This window comes from Microbacterium sp. (assembly GCF_011620665.1).
Taxonomy (GTDB): Bacteria; Actinomycetota; Actinomycetes; order Actinomycetales; family Microbacteriaceae; genus Microbacterium.
In genome coordinates this window covers 1-18,222 of record NZ_WOYQ01000070.1, presented here as the reverse complement: position 1 = coordinate 18,222, position 18,222 = coordinate 1, and the positions used below count along the sequence as shown (strand labels likewise).

Here is an 18,222-nt window from a genome sequence, read left to right as displayed (position 1 = left end):
AGGAGGGTCACCGGGTGATCTGGAAGTTGAACACCGAAGTGTCGAAGCGGTTGTAATCCTCATAGTCGATCAGGTCGTACAGATCTGCGCGATGCTGCATCTCGGGGAGCTTCGAGGACAGGTGCCCGTCGGTGATCAGCGTATCGAGTGCGCGGGATGCCGCCCCCATCGCGATCCGCAGGAGCGACACCGGCCAGATCACGATGTTCACTCCGACATCGCGAAGCTGATCGGTCGAGAACAGCTCGCTCTTTCCGAACTCGGTCATGTTGGCGAGGATCGGCACGTCGACCGCTGCCCGAATCGCGGCGAACTCCTCGAGCGAGCGCATCGCCTCGGGGAAGATCGCGTCGGCCCCGGCATCCACCAGCGCTTTGGCCCGGTCGACGGCGGATTCCAGGCCTTCGACCGCGCGGATGTCGGTGCGCGCCATGACGAGGAAGTTGGGATCGCGGCGAGCGTCCACGGCCGCGCGGATGCGCTTGATCGCGGTGTTCTCATCGACGACCGCCTTGCCGTCGAGATGCCCGCAGCGCTTCGGGTTGACCTGGTCCTCGATGTGGGTGCCGGCAAGACCGGCATCTTCGAGCGTCTGGATCGTGCGGGCGACGTTCATCGGCTCGCCGAACCCGGTGTCGGCGTCGATGATCGCGGGCAGTTCGGTCATGCGTGCGATCTGCTGGCCCCGCCCGGCGACCTCGGTGAGGGTCGTCAGCCCGATATCGGGAAGCCCGAGATCGGCGCTCAGCACCGCCCCCGAGACGTACACGCCCTCGAAGCCCTTCCGCTCGATGAGCTTCGCGCTCAGCGGGTTGAACGCGCCGGGAAAGCGCATCAGCTCGCCGCTCGCGAGGCGCTCGCGCAGAATCCGCCGCTTCTCGGCGGCCGGCGTGGTCGAGTACAGCATCAGTTCTCCCCCACGGGCCGCGCCGAAGGAAGCCCCATCAGAACAACCCCTTCGGCGCCGGGGCGGCTGCCAGAACACCCTCGCGGGCGACGATCGTCAGCTGCTGCACCTCGGGGGCGGTGAGTGCGGGCAGACGCTGAGCGAGCGCGAGGAAGCGCTCGATCTCGTCCTGGGTGAGCACGGGCTCAGCGAGCATCCGGAACTTGCGGATGTAGTCCGCACGGGCGAACGGCCGCGCCCCGAGCGGATGCGCATCGGCGACGGCGATCTCATCCTCGATCACGGTGCCGTCGGTCAGCGTGATGACCACGCGCCCGCCGAAGGCCTTCTCACCCGGATCGTCTGAGTGGTAGCGCCGCGTCCACTCGGCATCCTCCGCGGTCGTCACCCTGTGCCACAGCTCGACCGTGTCGGCTCTGCCCGCCCGCTCCGGGGCATATGAGTCGACGTGGTCCCAGCCGCCGTCCTGCAGTGCGACGGCGAAGATGTACGGGATGGAGTGGTCGAGCGTCTCGCGCGATGCCGTGGGATCGTACTTCTGCGGATCATTCGCGCCCGAGCCGATCACGTAGTGCGTGTGGTGCGAGGAGTGCAGCACGATGGACTCGACGTTCGCCGGATCCATCGCCTCAGGGTGCTCGCCGTGGAGCCGGCGGGCGAGATCGATCCACGCCTGCGCCTGATACTCGGCCGAGTGCTCCTTCGTGTACGAGTCGAGGATGCCGCGCTTGGCCTCTCCCGGGGCGGGCAGCGGCACGTCGTACGCAGCATCCGGCCCGTCGAGCATCCAGGCGATCACTCCGTCTTCGCCCTCGTAGATGGGGCTCGGCGAGGTCTCGCCGCGCATCGCACGATCGACGGCCTCGACGGCCATCTTTCCCGCGAAGGCCGGCGCGTGCGCCTTCCAGGACGAGATCGCGCCCTTGCGCGACTGACGGGTGGCGGTCGTCGTGTGCAGAGCCTGGCCGATCGCCTGGTAGATCGTCTCGGCGTCGAGCCCGAGGAGGGTGCCGATTCCGGCTGCGGCGGAGGGGCCGAGGTGGGCGACGTGGTCGATCTTGTGCTTATGCAGGCAGATGGCGCGGACGAGGTCGATCTGGATCTCGTATCCGGTCGCGATGCCGCGGACCAGCGCCGCGCCGTCGGCGCCGACGTGCTGTGCGACCGCGAGGATCGGCGGGATGTTGTCGCCGGGGTGCGAGTACTCCGCCGCGAGGAACGTGTCGTGGTAGTCGAGTTCGCGGACGGCGACGCCATTCGCCCACGCCGCCCACTCCGGCGAGGTGCGGCGCTCGAGCGCGCAGCCGAGAACGGTTGCGCCGTCGCCGCCGGACGAGACCGCGTGGTCGAGCGCCTGCTGACGCGCGGCGCTCACCGGCGCGCGCGTGAGGGATGCCGCGGCGACCGCGGCATTGTCGATGACGCGGTTGATGATCATGTCGACGACATCGGGCTCGACCTCGACAGGGTCTGCGGCGACCTCGGCGATCCGCCAGGCGAGCTGGTCTTCGCGGGCGAGATCCTCGTCGCTGCGATGGACGCGGAGGTGGTGGAGGACGGTCATGGTGCGTCACCTTTCAGTGAATCGAGGATGTTCGAGAGTGCATTGTGCAGGTGCACGTGGGTCGCGTGCGCCGCGAGTTCGCTGTCACCGGAGGCGATCGCCTCGGCGATGAGGCGGTGTTCGCCGACGGATGCCGCGAGCCGCGCGGGGTTGTCACGTGCGAGGCGCCGCACCCGCACGAGGTGGGTGCGGATGGTCCGCAGCGCCGACGTGAGATAGTCGTTCGCGATCGACGCATCCAGAAGGCTGTCGAAGCGTGCGATGAGCGCGTAGTAGGCGTCACGGTCGTCTTGCGCCCGGACGCTCGCGTGTGCGAACTCGTCGGCGAGGGCGGAGAAGACCGAGGCGTCGCCGCGCTTCGCCGCAAGCCGGGCGGCGGTCTCTTCGAGGGCACGCCGCACTTCGAAGAGTTCCCGGATGTCGGATGCCGCAATCGCGGCGACGACGGTCACCCGGGGCGACTGCTGGACGACGAGCCCGTCGGCGCCGAGCCGGCTCAGCGCCTCGCGCAACGGGGTGCGGCTGACGCCGAGGCGGGCTGCCTGCTCGACCTCGCCGAGGACGGCGCCGGGCGGGAGGGATCCGGATTGGATCTCGTCGAGGAGCGTCGCGTACGCGCGGTCGCTTGCTCGCATCGTCGCCAGTTCCACCCGCCCAGTGTATACATAATCGGCGTTGCGCGCTCATCTTTCCGCGCTCTGACGCGTGAGCGTACACAATCGCGCTGCGGCGCAGGTCACCGCGCGAGCCGGGTAGCCTTTCCGGGTGAGTGAAGAGCGCTACATCGTCGCGACCGACGGCGCCTGCAAGGGAAACCCGGGGCCCGCAGGCTGGGCCTGGGTCGGCGAAGACGGTCACTGGGCCGCCGGCTCGATCCTCGAGGGCACCAACAACATCGGCGAACTGCTCGGCCTGCTCAGGGCCATAGAAGACCACGCCGACATCTCCCACCTCGTCGTGCAGGCCGACTCGAAGTATGCGATCGACACCTACTCGAAGTGGATGGACGGCCACCGCCGGCGCGGATGGAAGACCTCGAGCGGCACCCCGGCCAAGAACGTCGAGATCCTGGAACAGCTGATCGCGGCGCGCGACGCGCGCCGGGCAGCCGGCATCCCCGATGTCGTGCTCGAACACGTGCGCGGCCACTCGGGCCACGTGCTCAACGCGTGGGCGGACGAGCGAGCGGTGCGAGCGTCGGAGCGCGCCGCCGAGGGCACCGCGAGCGCATGGTCGTCGCTCGGTTCGCAGGAGAAGCTCGACGTCACAGTGCCGCCGAACAACGGACGCTGAGCGCCGGCGGCGGCTGTGAGGAGTCAGGTGCGCTTGCGGGATGCCGCGGCGAAGGCCGCGATCCGCTCCTTCGCGTCGGGGGCGTTGGAGCGGGCCCCGATGGTACGGGCTTCGTCGGCGAGGTTCTCGGAGAAGGAGCGACCCGCCCCGACGCGCACCAGGCGCTTGGCCTGACCATAGGCCACGGTGGAGTTCTCGAGCCAGAACCGGGCGACCGCCTCGGCACGGGCGGCGAGCGCGCCGGGGGCGACGACTTCGGCCACCAGGCCCCACTCCAGCGCGGTGGCGGCGTCGAGCGTGAGGTCTTGCAGCAGCAGCTGCAGCGCGCGGCGCTGCCCGATCGCAGCCGGCAGCAGGGTCGAAGCTCCGAGATCGGGAGTGAGGCCGACGTTGGCGTACCTGCTCACGAACTTCGCCGCGTCGCTCGCGACGATGTAGTCGGCCGTGAGCATGAGACCGAGTCCGCCGCCGGCGACGGCGCCCTGGACGGCCGCGACGATCGGCTTGTCCGACAGGACGAAGGTGTGGATCCCCTCGTGCAGGATCTCCGCAGATCTCGCAAGACCGCCATCGGTCTCTCCCGCCGTGCCCATCGCGAGGACGTCACCGCCGGCGCAGAAGGCCGGGCCCGCGGCATCCAGGATCACGGCCCCCACCGATGCGTCGGAGGTGAGCTCGTACGCGATCTCACGCCACCGCATGCCCATGTCCCGGTCCACGGCGTTGAGGGATGCGGGACGGTTGAACGTGACGCGGGCGAGCCCGCCGTCGACGCTGAGGAGGATCGAATCGCCCATGAGCGCTTCCTGCTTTCTATCTGCGGACCGCCTCGACGTCTTTGAGGAGGCGGGGATTCATGCCCAGAGGGGTGTCTCGGGAACGTAGGCAAGAGCGATCGCGGCGGCATCCGGTGAAAGGTCGGCGATCGTCGCCGGCTGCCAGTGCGGAGTGCGGTCCTTGTCGACGACCTGGGCCCGAATGCCCTCGGGGAGGTCGGGCTGGGTCGCGACGAACCACAGGACCAGCGCATACTCCTGCTCGAGCACTGCGCGCAGGTCGGGCAGCTCCCGCGCGCGCCGCACCGAGGCGAGCGTCACGGCGAGGCCGGTGGGCGAGAGCATCTCGAGCTCATCAGCGGAGGCGGATGCTTCGCCTCGCTCGCGTTCGCCGAGCGCACGCGTCGCACCCGCCGCGCGCAGGCGCTCCACAATGCCGGCGACCGTGTCGGCCGCGAACGCGTCATCGATCCAGGCGCGCGCCCGCTCGAGCTTCGACGGAGCCGGGACCTCTTCGAACCGCCGCACGAGCCCGCTCAGGGTCGAAGCCGTCGCCCCCGCCCGGAGCGCATCGCGCAGCCCGTCGAGGTTCTCGGCGCGGACGAAGTGATCGGCGAAGCCGGCATAGATGGCGTCCGCGGCATCCATCGTCGCCCCGGTGAGCGCGAGATACTCGCCCAGGCGCCCCGGCGCGCGGCCGAGCAGCCACGTGCCGCCCACATCGGGGGTGAATCCGATGCGGGTCTCGGGCATCGCCAGCTGCGAGCGCTCGGTGACGATGCGGATCGCAGCGTGCCCCGCCAGCCCGACGCCCCCACCCATCGTGATGCCGTCGGCGAGCGCCACGAGCGGCTTCGGGTAGGCGGCGATCCGGGCGTTGAGCGCGTACTCGGCGCGGAAGAACCTCGCGACGTCGTCGATGCGGCCACCCGAGACGTCGCCCGCGAGGCCGCGCACGTCGCCGCCCGCGCAGAAGCCGCGGTCCCCCGCCCCGTCGATCAGGACCGCGTCGACATCGGGGTCGTGCTCCCAGGCGTCGAGCGCGCCGCGGATCCGGCCGACCATGTCATCGTCGAGCGCGTTGACGACGCGTGGCCGATTCAGCGTCAGGGATCCGAGCCCACCTCCGACGCGGACGAGCACGGGCGGTTCCGGCTGATCGGTCACGTCGGCCACGCTACCGCTCGCGGCCGGATCTGGCACCCCCCGCGTGCCCGGGGAGATATCGCGACCGGGGCTGGTCGCGGCGGTGCGAGACTGGTCGAGTGACCCTGCTCCAGCCGGCGCGCTTCCGGTCCGCCGACATCGATACGGCGCTCGACCGCGCCGCGGCCGGTGCGCGCATCGACGCGGATCACGCGGAGGCGCTGCTCCACGCGCACGGCGAGCGGTTCGAGCGTCTCGTCGCGCTCGCGGGCGAGATGCGGGATGCCGGGGGCGCGGCATCCGGTCGGCCCCGCGTCATGACGTACTCGCGCAAGGTCTTCATCCCGCTGACGACCCTATGCCGGGATCGCTGCCACTACTGCGTGTTCGTCGACACTCCGGCGCAGCTGCGCACGCTGCACAAGCCCGTCTACATGAGCGCGGACCAGGTGCTCGCGGTCGCGCGCCAGGGTGCGTCGCACGGGTGCAAAGAGGCGCTGCTCACGCTCGGCGACCGCCCCGAGGATCGCTGGCCCGAGGCTCGTGCGTGGCTCGACGCCCACGGATACTCTTCGACGCTCGACTACGTCGGCGCGATGGCGCGGCTGATCACGGAAGAGACCGGACTGCTCGCCCACCTCAACCCCGGGGTCATGACCTTCGACGAGCTGGTGGCACTGCGCCCGGCCGCGCCCTCGATGGGCATGATGCTCGAGACGACCTCACGCCGGCTCTTCGAGGAGCCCGGGCAGGTGCACTTCGGATCACCCGACAAGGATCCGGCCACCCGCCTCGGGGTGATCGAGGCCGCGGGACGCGCCCGCGTGCCGTTCACGACCGGGATCCTCGTCGGCATCGGAGAAACCCTGCGCGACCGCGCCGAGTCGCTCGCTGCGCTGCGCGACGCGCACGAGCGGCACGGGCACGTGCAGGAGATCATCGTCCAGAATTTCCGCGCCAAGCCGCGGACGCCGATGCGGGACCAGGCGGATGCCTCGCTCCACGAGTACGTCGTCGCGGTCGCGGTCGCCCGGCTCGTGATGGGGCCGCGCACGCGCATCCAGGTGCCGCCGAACCTCTCCGATCCGGAGGAGTTCGATCTGCTCGTGCGAGCCGGCGCCGACGACTGGGGCGGCGTCTCGCCCCTGACCGCCGATCACGTCAACCCCGAGCGCCCCTGGCCGCACCTGTCGGAGCTCGCCGAGCGCACCGCCGCGCTCGGGTTCGACCTCCGCGAGCGGCTGACCGCGCACCCGGAGTACGTCCTGGCTCCCGACAGCTGGCTGGATCCCGCGATGCACGCGCCGGTGGCCGCTCTCGCCGATCCGGCTTCCGGTCTCGCGCGAGTCGTCTCGTCCGCGCCCTCCTCGATCCGGTCCCCGGTCCGGGCAGCTCATGAGGGAGTGCGGGCGCTGGCCGAGACGGCGGCGACCGATCCGACGGCTCTCGACGCACCGGAGTGGGCGGCGCTGCTCGAGGCGACCGGGGACGATCTCGACGCACTGACGGCGATCGCCGACGATCTGCGGCGTTACACCGTGGGCGAAGCGGTGACCCTCGTCGTCAACCGCAACCTCACCTCGGCGGGGTTTCGCGCGGATTCCGGCGGGGCTCCGGACGAGTTCGATCTCGCCGACGCCGGCGCGATCGCCGCCGACGCGCGCGCCCTCGGCGCGACCGAGCTGTGCGTGCAGGGGATGCTGCCGGACAGCGAGGACCCGGGCGCGTATGTCGACATCGCCCGCGCGGTGAAGGCGAGCGCCCCCGGCATCCACCTGCACGCGTACCGCCCGCAGGACATCCGTGACCTCGCCGACCGCGGCGAGGTGGGGCTCGATCGCGCGCTGGAGGCGCTGCGAGGGGCCGGCGTCGACAGCATCCCGGGCACGGGGGTCAAAGTGCTGAGCGAGCGGGTGCGCGCGCTCGTCGCACCCGGTGACCTCGGCATCGACGCCTGGATCGAAACCATCACCGCCGCGCACCGGGTCGGCCTCCGCTCGACGAGCGTGCTCTTCTACGGCCACGTCGAGACCGCGCTCGAGCGCGTCGCCCATCTGCAGCTCCTGCGCGCGATCCAGTCGACCACCGGCGGATTCACCGAGTTCGTGCCGATTCCGCTGCCGGGTCCCTCCGGAGGCGTGCCGCTCGTGCGCGGCCGCTCGCCCGTCGACGAGCACCGCGCGATGGTCGCGGTCTCGCGCCTCGCCCTCAGCGGGAGCATTCCGCACGTGCAGATTCCCTGGACCCGAGTCGGGCGCGCCACGGCGGCGGTGCTCCTGCGCTCGGGGGGCGACGATCTGGGCGGCGCCCTCCTCGACGGCCGGGTGAAACCGCGCGCCGGCGTCGAGTACGGACTCGAACTGCCCGTGACCGACGCGTCGGCCATCGTCACCCGCCTCTTCCGGCCGTTCCGCCTCCGCACGACGCTCTACCGCGCGGCGGCGCTCTCCACGGCGGCGGCGCAATGAACACGACCCAGATCACCGAGGTCGCGATCATCGGGGCCGGCTTCGGCGGGCTCGCAATGGCGATCGCGCTGCGCCGGGCCGGCCGCGAGGACTTCGTCGTGCTCGAGCGCGCGGCGTCCGTCGGCGGAACCTGGCGTGAGAACACGTACCCCGGTGTCGCATGCGACGTGCCCGCGCACCTGTACGGGTTCGCGACCCACCCGAACCCGCACTGGTCGAGCACGTTCGCAGCCGGTGGCGAGATCCACGACTACCTCCGGCGAGTGGCCGACGACGAGCAGCTCGGAGACCGCCTCCGGCTCGACTGCGCGTTGCAGACCGCCGTCTGGACCGGCGCCGAGTGGCGCATCGAGACCACGACCGGAAGACTGATCGCGCGGTCGCTCGTGCTGGCCTGCGGACGGCTCACGGAACCGGCGATCCCCGATATCCCGGGCCTCGAGAGCTTTCCGGGGCCTCTCTTCCACTCCTCGCGCTGGCAGCACGAGACCGATCTCTCGGGTGCCCGCGTCGCGGTGGTCGGCACCGGCGCGAGCGCCGTGCAGCTCGTTCCCGAGCTCGCGCGGAGCGCGGCCCACGTCACGCTGTTCCAGCGCACGCCGGCGTGGATCGTGCCCCGCGGCGGCGCGGCGGCATCCGAAGCCGAACAGCAGCGCTTCGCAGCGCACCCCGACGAGCTGGCCGCGGCGCGCGCCGCGCTGTACGCCGAGGGCGAGGCCCGCTTCGCCTCTCGCTCGGGCGATGCCGAAGCCTCCGCGGCCGCCCGTGCGACCGCGCTGGCGCACCTCGAATCCCAGGTCGCCGACCCCGCCCTGCGGCGCGCGCTGACCCCCGCGTATGCGTTCGGCTGCAAGCGCGTGCTGCTCTCCGACGACTTCTACCCGACCGTCGCCTCCGCGGCCGTGACGGTCGAGGCATCCGCTCTGACGGCAGTGGACGGATCGGTGCTCGTCGCCGCCGGCGGCGCCCGGCACGCGGCCGACGCCGTCGTGCTCGCGACCGGGTTCGCCTCGACGCGGCAGCCGTACGCCGATCTCGTCACGGGCGAGAACGGTGAGACGCTTGCCGCGCACTGGGAGGCGGGCATGTCCTCGTTCGGGTCGACCGTGATCTCCGGCTTCCCCAATCTCTACGTGCTGAACGGCCCGAACGCATCGCTCGGACACACGTCCTCGGTGCTGATGATCGAGGCGCAGGCAGCCTATGCCGTGCGCTGTCTCGCGCTGGCCGAGACGACCGGCGATGCGCTGCGCGTCGACCCGGCGGCCGAGGCGGCCTACACCGACGAGATCGCGGATGCCGCGGCATCCACCCCGTGGCTCACCGGCGGTTGTCACAACTGGTACGTCGACGAGCGCTCGGGGCGGCTCGCCCTGCTGTGGCCCGGAACCGTCGACGCGTTCCGCGCGCGCCTCGCCCGCGCCGACGGCTCGGAGTTCCTGGCGCTGCCCGAGCGCCTCGAGAGGAGACTCGCATGACCCTTCCCCTGCGCGTGGGCTACAAAGCCTCGGCCGAGCAGTTCGGGCCCACCGACCTCGTCGATTTCGCGGTGCTCGCCGAAGAGGTGGGCTTCGATTCTGTCTTCGTCTCCGACCACTTCCAGCCGTGGATGCACGAGGGCGGGCATGCACCGGCCGCCCTCCCCCTGCTCGGCGCGATGGGCGCCCGCACCTCGCGGGTCATACTCGGCACATCGGTGCTGACGCCCACCTTCCGCTACCACCCCGCGGTGATCGCGCAGGCGTTCGCGACGCTGGGCGTGATGTTCCCGGGACGGATCGTGCTGGGTGTCGGCACCGGCGAGGCCCTGAACGAAGTGACCCTGGGACTGGACTGGCCCGAGGCACCCGAACGGTTTCAGCGGCTGAAGGAGTCGATTGCGCTGATCGAGGAGCTCTGGGCGGGCGAGCGGGTCACGTTCGACGGAGCGTACTACTCGGTGAAGGATGCCACGGTCTACGACCGCCCCACGGCGAAGGTGCCGATCTACATCGGCGCCGCCGGGCCTGCGGCCACCCGGCTCGCGGGACGCATCGCCGACGGCTTCATCACGACGAGCGGCAAAGCGCCTTCGCTCTACACAGACACGCTGCTGCCCGCTCTCGCAGAGGGCCTCCAGCTGGCCGGGCGACCCGACGACTCGATCGACACCCTGATCGAAGTCAAGGTGTCGTACCACCGCGATCTCGACACCGCCCTCGAGAACACCCGCTTCTGGGCGCCGCTCGCACTCAGCGCCGACGAGAAGATGGCCGTCCACGACCCTCTCGAGATGCAGCGGCGAGCGGCTGAGCTGCCGATCGAGCGCGTCGCGTCGCGGTTCATCGTGTCGACCGACCCCGACGAGCACGTGGAGAGGATCGCATCCTACGTCTCGCTCGGCTTCCGCCACATCGTGCTCCATGACCCCGGACACGACCAGGCGGCGTTCCTCCGGCGCTGCGGTGACGAAATCCTCCCGCGCCTGCGGGCAAGGTGTGCCGAGTGACAGTGCCCCGAAGCGATCGCGCGCGAGCGGAGTGGATCGTGGTCGTGCCCGTCAAGGCCCCCTCCCGGGCCAAATCGCGACTCGACCTCGCGGGCGTCGACCGCGCGGCCCTCGCGCGGGCGATCGCGCTCGACACGCTCGCGGCCGCGAGCGCGTGTCCGCTGGTCGCGCAGGTCGTCGTGGTGAGCGATGACCCGGTTCTGGCGCGCGATTCCGCGACGATCTCGGCATTGCGATTCGTGCCGGAAGGCGAGGCACACGGTCTGAACGGGGCGATCGCCGCCGGCATGGGCGCGGTGGATCCGGACGGCAGGCTCTCGCGCGCCGCGCTTCTGGGCGACCTCCCGGCCCTGCGACCCGGCGACCTCGCTGAGGCCCTCCGGGCGGCGGCATCGGTGCGTCGCGCCGTCGTGGCCGACGCCGAGGGCACCGGCTCGACGCTCGTCACCGCAAGACCGGGTGCGCCGTGGTCGTCGGCTTTCGGCGACGATTCGCTCGCGCGGCACGTCGCCCTCGGCTGCGAACCGCTCGCCATCCCGCTGTCCTCGACCCTGCGCCGAGACGTCGACGATGCCGCGCACTTCGACGCCGCGCGCCGGCTCGGGCTCGGGGTCCACACGGTGGCCCTGCTCGCGCCGCGCGGCTGAGAAATCTGCCCGGCCCCGCCGTGTCAGACGCCGGCGGCCGCGAACGCCGCCTCGACCATCTCGGCCGTCGCCGAGGCATCCGTCATCCACAGCGGCGCAACGGCCGATCGGATGCCGAGCCTCTCGATCGCGGTCGACGAAGCCGCGTCCTCGCTGGCGATGAGCCACGCATCCAGCAGGCCGCCATCTGTGCGAGAGCCGAAATGCCCCGCCACGCCGACGCACGAGGTCTCGACGCCGATCGCGGTGAGGCAGACGTCCGCCATTCCCCGCACGACTCGGCCGCCGATGATGCCTGACACCCCGACGACCCGGGCCCGGGTCGACCGAACGGCTTCGGCCAGCTCCGGCACGGCGAGGATCGGCCCGAGCGACACGACGGGGTTCGACGGCGCGAGGAGTACGACATCGGCCGCGGCGATCGCATCGACCGCTCCGGGCGCGGGCGCGGCCGCCGCGATGCCGGGGTTCTCGAACGCGACGGGCGCGATGGTCGCTCGATGACGCGTCCACCACTCTTGGAAGTGCATCCGTGACCCGTCCCCGAACAGCACCCGGGTGTCCACCTCGTCATCGGTCATGGGCAGCAGTGTCGCGCCGAGTGGCCAGCGCGCCGACAGTCGCGAGAGCACCTGACTCGGCGTGAGACCCTCTCGCAGCCACCCCGTGCGTGCGAGATGCGTGCCGAGGTCGAGATCGCCGAGAGTGAACCACGGCCAGCCGGCACCCCATGCCTGCAGCTCTTCGTTGACACGCTCGGTGTCTCCGGCCCGCCCCCACCCGCGCACGGTGTCGCTCTGACCCGCGAGGGCATACAGGATCGAGTCGACGTCGGGCTGCAGCCGGACGCCGGAGAGCCAGAGGTCATCGCCGGTGTTGGCGATGACGGTTGCCTGCGGGGCGTGGCGGCGGCGCAGCGCCTCGCGCACACCCAGCGTGAACTTCGCCCCGCCGACACCGCCCGCGAGCACGACAACCCGGGGGCCGGGAGACGACACCACCGCCTACGGCTCGACTCGCGGGATCGCGCCGGTGCGCGGCGCGAACTCATCGATCGCGTGCGGAAGCGCGAAGCGACCGACGGCATCGATCAGCGCATCGACCGTCTGCGTCTCGGCGGCGATCTCGATCGAGACCCCCGCCCTCCTCGCATCGGTCGCGGCGCGCGGGCCGATCACGGCGACGAGGGTCGCGGCGGGCAGAACCGGAAACTGCAGGCGCACCTGCTCAGCGACGGATTCCGAGGTGACGAGGATCGCGTTGATGCGCCCCGACCCCACGTCGTGAGCGACTCGGTCGGCAGACGGCACTCCGATCGTGCGGTAGGCCACGACGCTGCGCACCCGGTGGCCGGCGTGAGAGAGCAAGCTCGCGAGCACCGGCTTGGCGATCTCGCCGCGGAGCGTGAGGATGTCGCGCGGCTCGGGTTCGAGCGCGATCATCTGCTCTGCCAGCCCCGCGGCCGAGTTGTCCCGCTCGGCTATGAGATCGACCCGGTAGCCGGCGGCCTGCAGCGCCGCCGCCGTCGTCTCGCCGACCGCGGCGACCTTCGTCGCCGGCGGGATCGTCGCGCGGTAGGCCTGGAGCACGTCGACGGTGGTCGCGCTGGTGACCGTCAGCCAGTCGAAGGCACCCGCTTCGAGCTCCGCGAGCGCCTGATCGAGTGAGGCCTTATCGCTCGTGGGCGCGAAGTCGATGAGGGGCGAAATGACGGGGGTGGCGCCCTGGGCGCGGAGTGAGGCGGCGACCCCGTCTCCCCAGAGTCCGCCGCGCGGAACCAGCACGCGCCATCCGACAAGCGGCTTGTCATGCCGGGACCGGGGTGTCTTCATCGTGGTCGACTCTCGTGAGACCTGAACGTCGAGCATACCCCGCTGTCGCATGATCCCGGAGTCGGGAGGTGCTCGGGCGGCGTCGCCGCGTACCAGGGGCGGATGGCCTATCCAGCGTCTTCGATCAGGTGAAGCTGGGTGCCGTCGAGATCGATCAGGAAGGCGGCACGCTGACCCCACCGCTGCACCGCGATCTCGCTCAGACGCGGGGCGCCTGCCGGCGCGATCGGAACGCCGGCCCGTACGATCTCGGCGTGCAGCTGATCGATCTCGGCCACACGGATGCTGCACATGAACGAGCTCTCACGGGGGTCGAGATCGGGAAACGGAAAGAACTCGAGCTGGATGCTCCCGCGGCGCAAGATCAGCCACACCGGATCGCGGTAGTGCTCGACGAACCCCCAGCTGCCGTAGAACCGGCTCGTCGCGTCGAAGTCCCGCGACGGGAGATTGGGCACGGCGCGATCGCTCATGAGGAGACCGTACTCCCGGCATCCGGTCGGTCCATCATCGCCGTCACCCTCACACATACCCATAGGGGTATCGTTGACGTGACAGAATGGTGCACCATCACCGTGCGCTTGAGCGTGGGCCAGGGAGGAAATCGATGAACGAGACCGCCGAGAATCAGCCGTCGTCAGCACGAGAGGTCGATGCGGCCGCGGAGCAGCGGCGCATCGTCAATCGCCTTCGCCGCGCCCAGGGCCAGCTTGCGGCCGTCCTCACCGCCGTCGAGTCCGGCGCGCAGTGCCGCGATGTGGTCATTCAGCTCGCGGCAGTGTCGAAGGCACTCGATCGTGCGGGGTTCGCGATCGTGGCCACCGCGATGCGCAATTGCCTCTCCGATCCGGAGAGCGAGTCGCTCACCCCCGATGAGCTGGAGAAGCTCTTCCTGACTCTCGCCTGAGACCCCGGAAGAGCTTCTCCAGCATCGTCAGCGGACGATCGACAGGCCGGTGGCCTGCGCGGCTTGCGAGATGCCTCCGGCATCCTGAACGTCGAGGCCTGCCGCATCCATCACCTGCGCGGCCTGCGCAGAGCGATTTCCGGACTGGCAGTAGACGACGTAGTCCGCGGCGGGGTCCAGCTGCGACACCGCGGAAGCGAACGTTGCCGACTCGAGATCGATGTTGACGGCCCCGTCGAGGTGCCCACCCGCATACTCCCCGGAAGTGCGCACATCGACGACAACCGTCGCGGCGCCGAGCTGAATCGACGAGGTGGATGCTGCCGAGCATCCGCTGGCCGTCAGGCCGATGGCGACGGCTGCGCCGATCAGAAACAGGCTCCGCCGGCTACGCCGCAACGCTGTGCCCCTGGCAACGCTGGTCTGCCGGGACGCCGTAGAGCGCTTCCTCGATGTGCTGACCGCACCCGGACCAGGTCGCCTTGCCGCATTCTCCGCATGTCACTCGAGCGCACATGTTCACACCTTTCTGTTGATCTGTTGAGTGGTTGGTCCAATGATACCCCAGGGGGTATCGAGCGAAGTTCGCCGTCAGCCTCGCCCGAACACGCGCGCGAACAGTCCCGTCGAGGGCTCGTTCTCGTGTCCGCGGCATCGCTGCGATGAAGGCACGCCTCGCATGACCTGGTCGACGTGCTGACCGCATCCGGTCCAGGTGGTCTTACCGCATTTGCGGCAGGTGACAGCTCGGCACATGCCGGCTCCTTTCCGAGCACGTTGGTGCTCTGGTCTGTGACTCTCGGGGATGGGAATGGAACGACGCGCAGACCAGGGCGACCGAGGTTCGCCGTCGAGCAGGGCTTGCGTCGTCCCCCAGCCTACGAGAAATACCCCCGGGTGTATTCCCCCGGGGCATTCCGCCGGCCTGTTCCCCGGCCACTCGCGGCAGCGGCTCGCGCTCCTAGCCCACCGGCTCGCCGGCGACGCGCGCAACGCGGACTGCGCCGATCGAGGCCAGGATCACGAGCGCGATCCCCACGAGTTCGAGCCACACGAGGTGCTGCCCGAGCAGGACGAAGCCCGCCACCGCGGCGGTCGCCGGCGACAGGCTCATCAGGATGGCGAAAGCGGGTGCCGGCAGCCGGCGCAGGGCGATCAGTTCGAGCGCATAGGGAATCGTCGAGCTGAGTACGGCGACCGCCGCGCCGATCCCGAGGATTTCGGGCCGCAAGAGCGCGCTGCCGGCATCCGCAACCCCGAACGGGAGCGACACGATCGCGCCGACCGTCATCGCGAGCGCGAGCCCGTCGAGCTTCGGGAAGTCGGCTCCCACGCGCGCGGACGCGAGGATGTAGAGGGCCCAGGTCGCCGCCGCGGCGAGCGCGAACATCACCCCGATCGGGTCGAGGCGATCCCAGCCCCCGCCGCCGAGCGCGAGAACACCCGCGAGGGCGAGCGCGGCCCACAACCACGCCGAGGCGCGCCGGGTCGCCACGACCGAAAGCACGAGAGGACCCAGCACCTCGATCGTGACGGTGATGCCGAGCGGAAGGCGCTCGAGCGCAAGATAGAAGAGACCGTTCATGAGGGCCAGCACTGCGCCGAACCCCAGCACGCCGCGCCACGCCGAGGCCCCGTGCCCGCGCACCCGGGGGCGGGCGATCAGCAGGAGCACGATCGCTGAGAAGACCAGCCGCAGCATGACCATGCCGAGGGGTCCGACCTCGTCGAACAGTCGGTACGCGAGCGAGGCGCCGACCTCTTGGCAGACAAGGCCGACGACGACCAGCGCGACGGACGTCGGCGCGGCCTTCGCTGCGGCAGCATCCGCCCCGGTCACGAGAGCGAGGTCACGGGAGCGGACAGACGGCGGCGGCAGCGACCTGTGCCGCCATATCCTCCGCGGTCCACGGGAGCCCGGCATCCGGCGCCGTCTGACCGGCTGCGGCGGGCGCCTTCGACGCGATCGCGGCCAGCTCCCACGCGAGGACCCGGACGAACTCGGGTGTCACGCGCGAGTTGTTCAGGACGACCACGACGGTCATCCCGGTGTTGCGATCGGCGAACGCCGCCGTGAGGTAGCCGGGCACCGAGCCGTACTGGCCGATGAGCGTGCCCGCCTGGTAGGTCCCCCCATCCGCGGTGTACCAGGCCGGACCGTCCGCCGTGACCGGCAAGGGGTTCTCGAAGCGGGCTGGGTCGTCGTACGAGCGCGCACCGACGGCGAGTGCCTGAATGTATCGCCCGAGATCGTCGATGTCGGTCTCGACGCCGGATGCCGTGAACCCGGCCGACGGCGACAGCCCGGTGACGTCGGTCGGTGCGGCGCACGCGACAGCGCCGTCGACGTCACCGGAGATCAGCCCGTGCAGGGTCGAGGTGCTGGTCGGAGTCAACCGGGTCTGATCCAAACCGAGCGGACGGGCGACGTAGTCGGAATAGAGCTCCGCCGCCGGCATGCCGGAAGCGTTCTCGAGGGCGAGTCCCAGCAGGAGATAGCCGGTGCTCGAATCGCGGAATGCCGAGCCGGGCTCGCCGTCGATGTCCTGCGCCATCCCGTATGCCAGCAATTCGCGCGGTTCCCAGGTGCGTGCCGGGTTCGCGAGGAGGCGCCCGTTCAGCTGATCGGTGTACGAGCCCAGGCCGGCAGTCGAGTCGCACAGGTCACCGAGGGTGATGTCGGCACTGTTCGGGACACCTCTGACCCAGTCGGTGACGGCATCGTCCAGATCGACGGTGCCCTCCTGCACGAGGGCGTACAGCACATCGCAGGTCATCGCGCGCGTCGCCGACCCGGCCTTGAAGATCATGTCGGCGGTGACGGCGTCACCGCCCGGCGTGGATGCTCCCAGTCCGCTCACCCAGGAGCCCGACCACGGGACCCACACTCCGACGATCGCCCCGCTCGAACCTGACGCCGCCATCGCCCGATCCATCGCCGACTGAAGCTGCGCCTGCGTGTCGCCCGGAAGCGCGGCTTCGACCTGTGCCGGAAGCTCGACCTTGAGATCCGCCTCGGCCGCGCACGCGGAGACTCCGACGAGCACAGCGGCTGCCCCGACGAGCGCCACAAGTCGGCGCATGCGCTGGGAACGCCTCATCGTCACCCCCAAATGGTGTTGTCTCCAGCGTAGATCACGGCGCCGAGGACGCCGATCGTGTGACTGCCTAAGGTGGACCCATGCCGCACAGTTTCGAGCCCGAGGCCCTGTCGGGCGTCATCGGACACATGAACAACGACCACAACGACGACAACCTGCTCATCGCGCGGGCCTTCTCCGCGCTGCCCGACGTCGTCCGCTCCGAGATGACGTCATTCGACGGAGAGCGGGGTCAGTGGCACGTCGTCACCGCCGACGGATCCGAGGATGAGATCTCAGTGCACTGGCCGGGCGGCCCGATCACCGAGCGGCGCGAGGTGCGCCGCGAGATCGTCGCCCTCTACGACGCGGCCTGCGCGCGCCTCGGGGTCGCTCCGCGCGCGCACGAGTGACGCTTCGCGGAAAATTCACGATACCTTCAGTTTAGCTGATCCTAAGTCGGCTAGAGTCGGTAGCGTGAGCGACACGATCCCCTTCTCCGCCGCTCTGCGTGAGCGGTCCCGCGCAGCGCACTCCGGCAGCGAGAACGCCGGATTCATGGACGACCTGATGCATGGCAAGCGCACACGCGAGGACTACACCGCTCTCGTCGCCCAGCACTGGTACATCTACGAGGCACTCGAGGGCGCCGCCGATCGGATGAAGGAGTCACCGGTGGCGGCCCCGTTCCTCAGCGACAAGCTCACCCGCCTGCCGGCCCTCGAGGCCGATCTCGCGTTCCTCATCGGACCCGAATGGCGCGAGCGCATCGCGCCGGTGCCCACGACCATCCGCTACGTCGATCGCATCCTCGAGGTCGCGGCGACCTGGCCCGGCGGGTTCGTGGCGCACCACTACACGCGCTACCTCGGCGACTTGTCCGGCGGTCAGTTCATCGGCAGGGTCATGGCGCGCCGATTCGGATTCGACACGACGGGCATCCTCTTCTATCTGTTCGCCGAGATCGGCGACCCGGCATCCTTCAAGGACATCTACCGCGCCCAGCTCGACGCCACCGCCTGGGACGTCAACGAACGCGAGCGAGTGATCGACGAGGTCCTCTACGCCTACCAGCTGAACACCGACCTCTTCACCGACCTAGCCACCCCCTGAC

Annotated in this window: 19 protein-coding genes; 8 read left to right on the top strand and 11 right to left on the bottom strand. The window is 70.3% G+C overall.

Annotation, left to right across the window (positions count from 1 at the left end; all coding sequences use genetic code 11):
* Nucleotides 1–7 precede the first annotated feature (7 nt).
* Genes prpB through QZV81_RS09170 form a run of 3 tightly spaced genes read right to left on the bottom strand, consistent with a single transcriptional unit; the run spans nucleotide 8 to nucleotide 3,106 of the window.
* A complete protein-coding gene (prpB, locus tag QZV81_RS09180) occupies nucleotides 8–907 on the bottom strand; it encodes a methylisocitrate lyase (RefSeq protein ID WP_292836127.1) in 900 nt (299 codons plus the stop codon).
* Between the two features lie 37 nt (nucleotides 908–944).
* Complete coding sequence (locus QZV81_RS09175) at nucleotides 945–2,471, bottom strand: MmgE/PrpD family protein (RefSeq protein ID WP_292836124.1); 1,527 nt, start codon at nucleotides 2,469–2,471, stop codon at nucleotides 945–947.
* Nucleotides 2,468–3,106 (bottom strand): GntR family transcriptional regulator, encoded by a 639-nt coding sequence (locus QZV81_RS09170; RefSeq protein WP_292836130.1) that lies wholly within the window; start codon nucleotides 3,104–3,106, stop codon nucleotides 2,468–2,470. The genes QZV81_RS09175 and QZV81_RS09170 overlap by 4 nt, the downstream gene beginning before the upstream one ends.
* A 130-nt stretch (nucleotides 3,107–3,236) precedes the next feature.
* Between QZV81_RS09170 and QZV81_RS09165 the strand changes: the two genes are divergently transcribed.
* The gene (locus QZV81_RS09165; protein ID WP_292836121.1) at nucleotides 3,237–3,764 is read left to right on the top strand and encodes a ribonuclease H; all 528 of its coding nucleotides are present in this window, start codon (nucleotides 3,237–3,239) and stop codon (nucleotides 3,762–3,764) included.
* 23 nt (nucleotides 3,765–3,787) lie between these two features.
* Here the strand turns inward: QZV81_RS09165 and QZV81_RS09160 are convergent, their stop codons facing one another.
* Together QZV81_RS09160 and QZV81_RS09155 are read right to left on the bottom strand one after the other, a co-directional pair.
* A complete protein-coding gene (locus QZV81_RS09160; RefSeq protein ID WP_292836118.1) occupies nucleotides 3,788–4,561 on the bottom strand; it encodes an enoyl-CoA hydratase-related protein in 774 nt (257 codons plus the stop codon).
* Nucleotides 4,562–4,618: 57 nt separating this feature from the next.
* Nucleotides 4,619–5,707 carry an enoyl-CoA hydratase/isomerase family protein gene (locus QZV81_RS09155; RefSeq protein WP_292836115.1) on the bottom strand — a complete coding sequence of 363 codons (1,089 nt, stop codon included), beginning with the start codon at nucleotides 5,705–5,707 and terminating at the stop codon, nucleotides 4,619–4,621.
* Nucleotides 5,708–5,805: 98 nt separating this feature from the next.
* Here QZV81_RS09155 and cofG point away from each other — a divergent pair, with 98 nt between their 5' ends.
* The 4 genes from cofG to cofC are packed head-to-tail and all read left to right on the top strand — an operon-like array spanning nucleotide 5,806 to nucleotide 11,289.
* On the top strand, nucleotides 5,806–8,154 hold the full coding sequence (gene cofG / locus QZV81_RS09150; protein ID WP_292836112.1) for a 7,8-didemethyl-8-hydroxy-5-deazariboflavin synthase CofG: 2,349 nt from the start codon (nucleotides 5,806–5,808) through the stop codon (nucleotides 8,152–8,154).
* Nucleotides 8,151–9,632: an NAD(P)/FAD-dependent oxidoreductase gene (locus QZV81_RS09145; protein WP_292836109.1), complete on the top strand. Its 1,482-nt coding sequence runs from the start codon at nucleotides 8,151–8,153 to the stop codon at nucleotides 9,630–9,632. The genes cofG and QZV81_RS09145 overlap by 4 nt, the downstream gene beginning before the upstream one ends.
* Entirely contained in the window at nucleotides 9,629–10,642 is a 1,014-nt protein-coding gene (fgd, locus tag QZV81_RS09140; RefSeq protein WP_292836106.1) for a glucose-6-phosphate dehydrogenase (coenzyme-F420), read from the top strand. Before QZV81_RS09145 ends, fgd begins: the two co-directional genes overlap by 4 nt.
* Complete coding sequence (cofC, locus tag QZV81_RS09135) at nucleotides 10,639–11,289, top strand: 2-phospho-L-lactate guanylyltransferase (RefSeq protein WP_292836103.1); 651 nt, start codon at nucleotides 10,639–10,641, stop codon at nucleotides 11,287–11,289. Before fgd ends, cofC begins: the two co-directional genes overlap by 4 nt.
* A gap of 23 nt (nucleotides 11,290–11,312) precedes the next feature.
* Here cofC and cofD read toward each other — a convergent pair whose 3' ends face one another.
* The 3 genes from cofD to QZV81_RS09120 form a co-directional block, all read right to left on the bottom strand.
* Nucleotides 11,313–12,287 carry a 2-phospho-L-lactate transferase gene (gene cofD, locus QZV81_RS09130; RefSeq protein WP_292836100.1) on the bottom strand — a complete coding sequence of 325 codons (975 nt, stop codon included), beginning with the start codon at nucleotides 12,285–12,287 and terminating at the stop codon, nucleotides 11,313–11,315.
* 6 nt (nucleotides 12,288–12,293) lie between these two features.
* Nucleotides 12,294–13,121 (bottom strand): uroporphyrinogen-III synthase, encoded by an 828-nt coding sequence (locus QZV81_RS09125; protein ID WP_292836098.1) that lies wholly within the window; start codon nucleotides 13,119–13,121, stop codon nucleotides 12,294–12,296.
* 107 nt (nucleotides 13,122–13,228) lie between these two features.
* Entirely contained in the window at nucleotides 13,229–13,594 is a 366-nt protein-coding gene (locus QZV81_RS09120) for a bleomycin resistance protein (RefSeq protein ID WP_292836095.1), read from the bottom strand.
* Between the two features lie 134 nt (nucleotides 13,595–13,728).
* Here QZV81_RS09120 and QZV81_RS09115 point away from each other — a divergent pair, with 134 nt between their 5' ends.
* Nucleotides 13,729–14,028 (top strand): metal-sensitive transcriptional regulator, encoded by a 300-nt coding sequence (locus QZV81_RS09115; protein ID WP_292836091.1) that lies wholly within the window; start codon nucleotides 13,729–13,731, stop codon nucleotides 14,026–14,028.
* A 27-nt stretch (nucleotides 14,029–14,055) separates the two neighbouring features.
* Here the strand turns inward: QZV81_RS09115 and QZV81_RS09110 are convergent, their stop codons facing one another.
* The 3 genes from QZV81_RS09110 to QZV81_RS09100 all read right to left on the bottom strand — a co-directional run bounded on the left by QZV81_RS09110 (nucleotide 14,056) and on the right by QZV81_RS09100 (nucleotide 17,129).
* On the bottom strand, nucleotides 14,056–14,427 hold the full coding sequence (locus QZV81_RS09110; protein ID WP_292836088.1) for a rhodanese-like domain-containing protein: 372 nt from the start codon (nucleotides 14,425–14,427) through the stop codon (nucleotides 14,056–14,058).
* A gap of 562 nt (nucleotides 14,428–14,989) precedes the next feature.
* Entirely contained in the window at nucleotides 14,990–15,868 is an 879-nt protein-coding gene (locus tag QZV81_RS09105) for an EamA family transporter (RefSeq protein ID WP_292836085.1), read from the bottom strand.
* 10 nt (nucleotides 15,869–15,878) lie between these two features.
* A complete protein-coding gene (locus QZV81_RS09100) occupies nucleotides 15,879–17,129 on the bottom strand; it encodes a serine hydrolase domain-containing protein (RefSeq protein WP_292836082.1) in 1,251 nt (416 codons plus the stop codon).
* A gap of 80 nt (nucleotides 17,130–17,209) precedes the next feature.
* Here QZV81_RS09100 and QZV81_RS09095 point away from each other — a divergent pair, with 80 nt between their 5' ends.
* Entirely contained in the window at nucleotides 17,210–17,521 is a 312-nt protein-coding gene (locus QZV81_RS09095; RefSeq protein ID WP_292836079.1) for a DUF2470 domain-containing protein, read from the top strand.
* Between the two features lie 64 nt (nucleotides 17,522–17,585).
* Entirely contained in the window at nucleotides 17,586–18,221 is a 636-nt protein-coding gene (locus QZV81_RS09090; RefSeq protein ID WP_292836076.1) for a biliverdin-producing heme oxygenase, read from the top strand.
* Nucleotide 18,222: the final 1 nt, after the last annotated feature.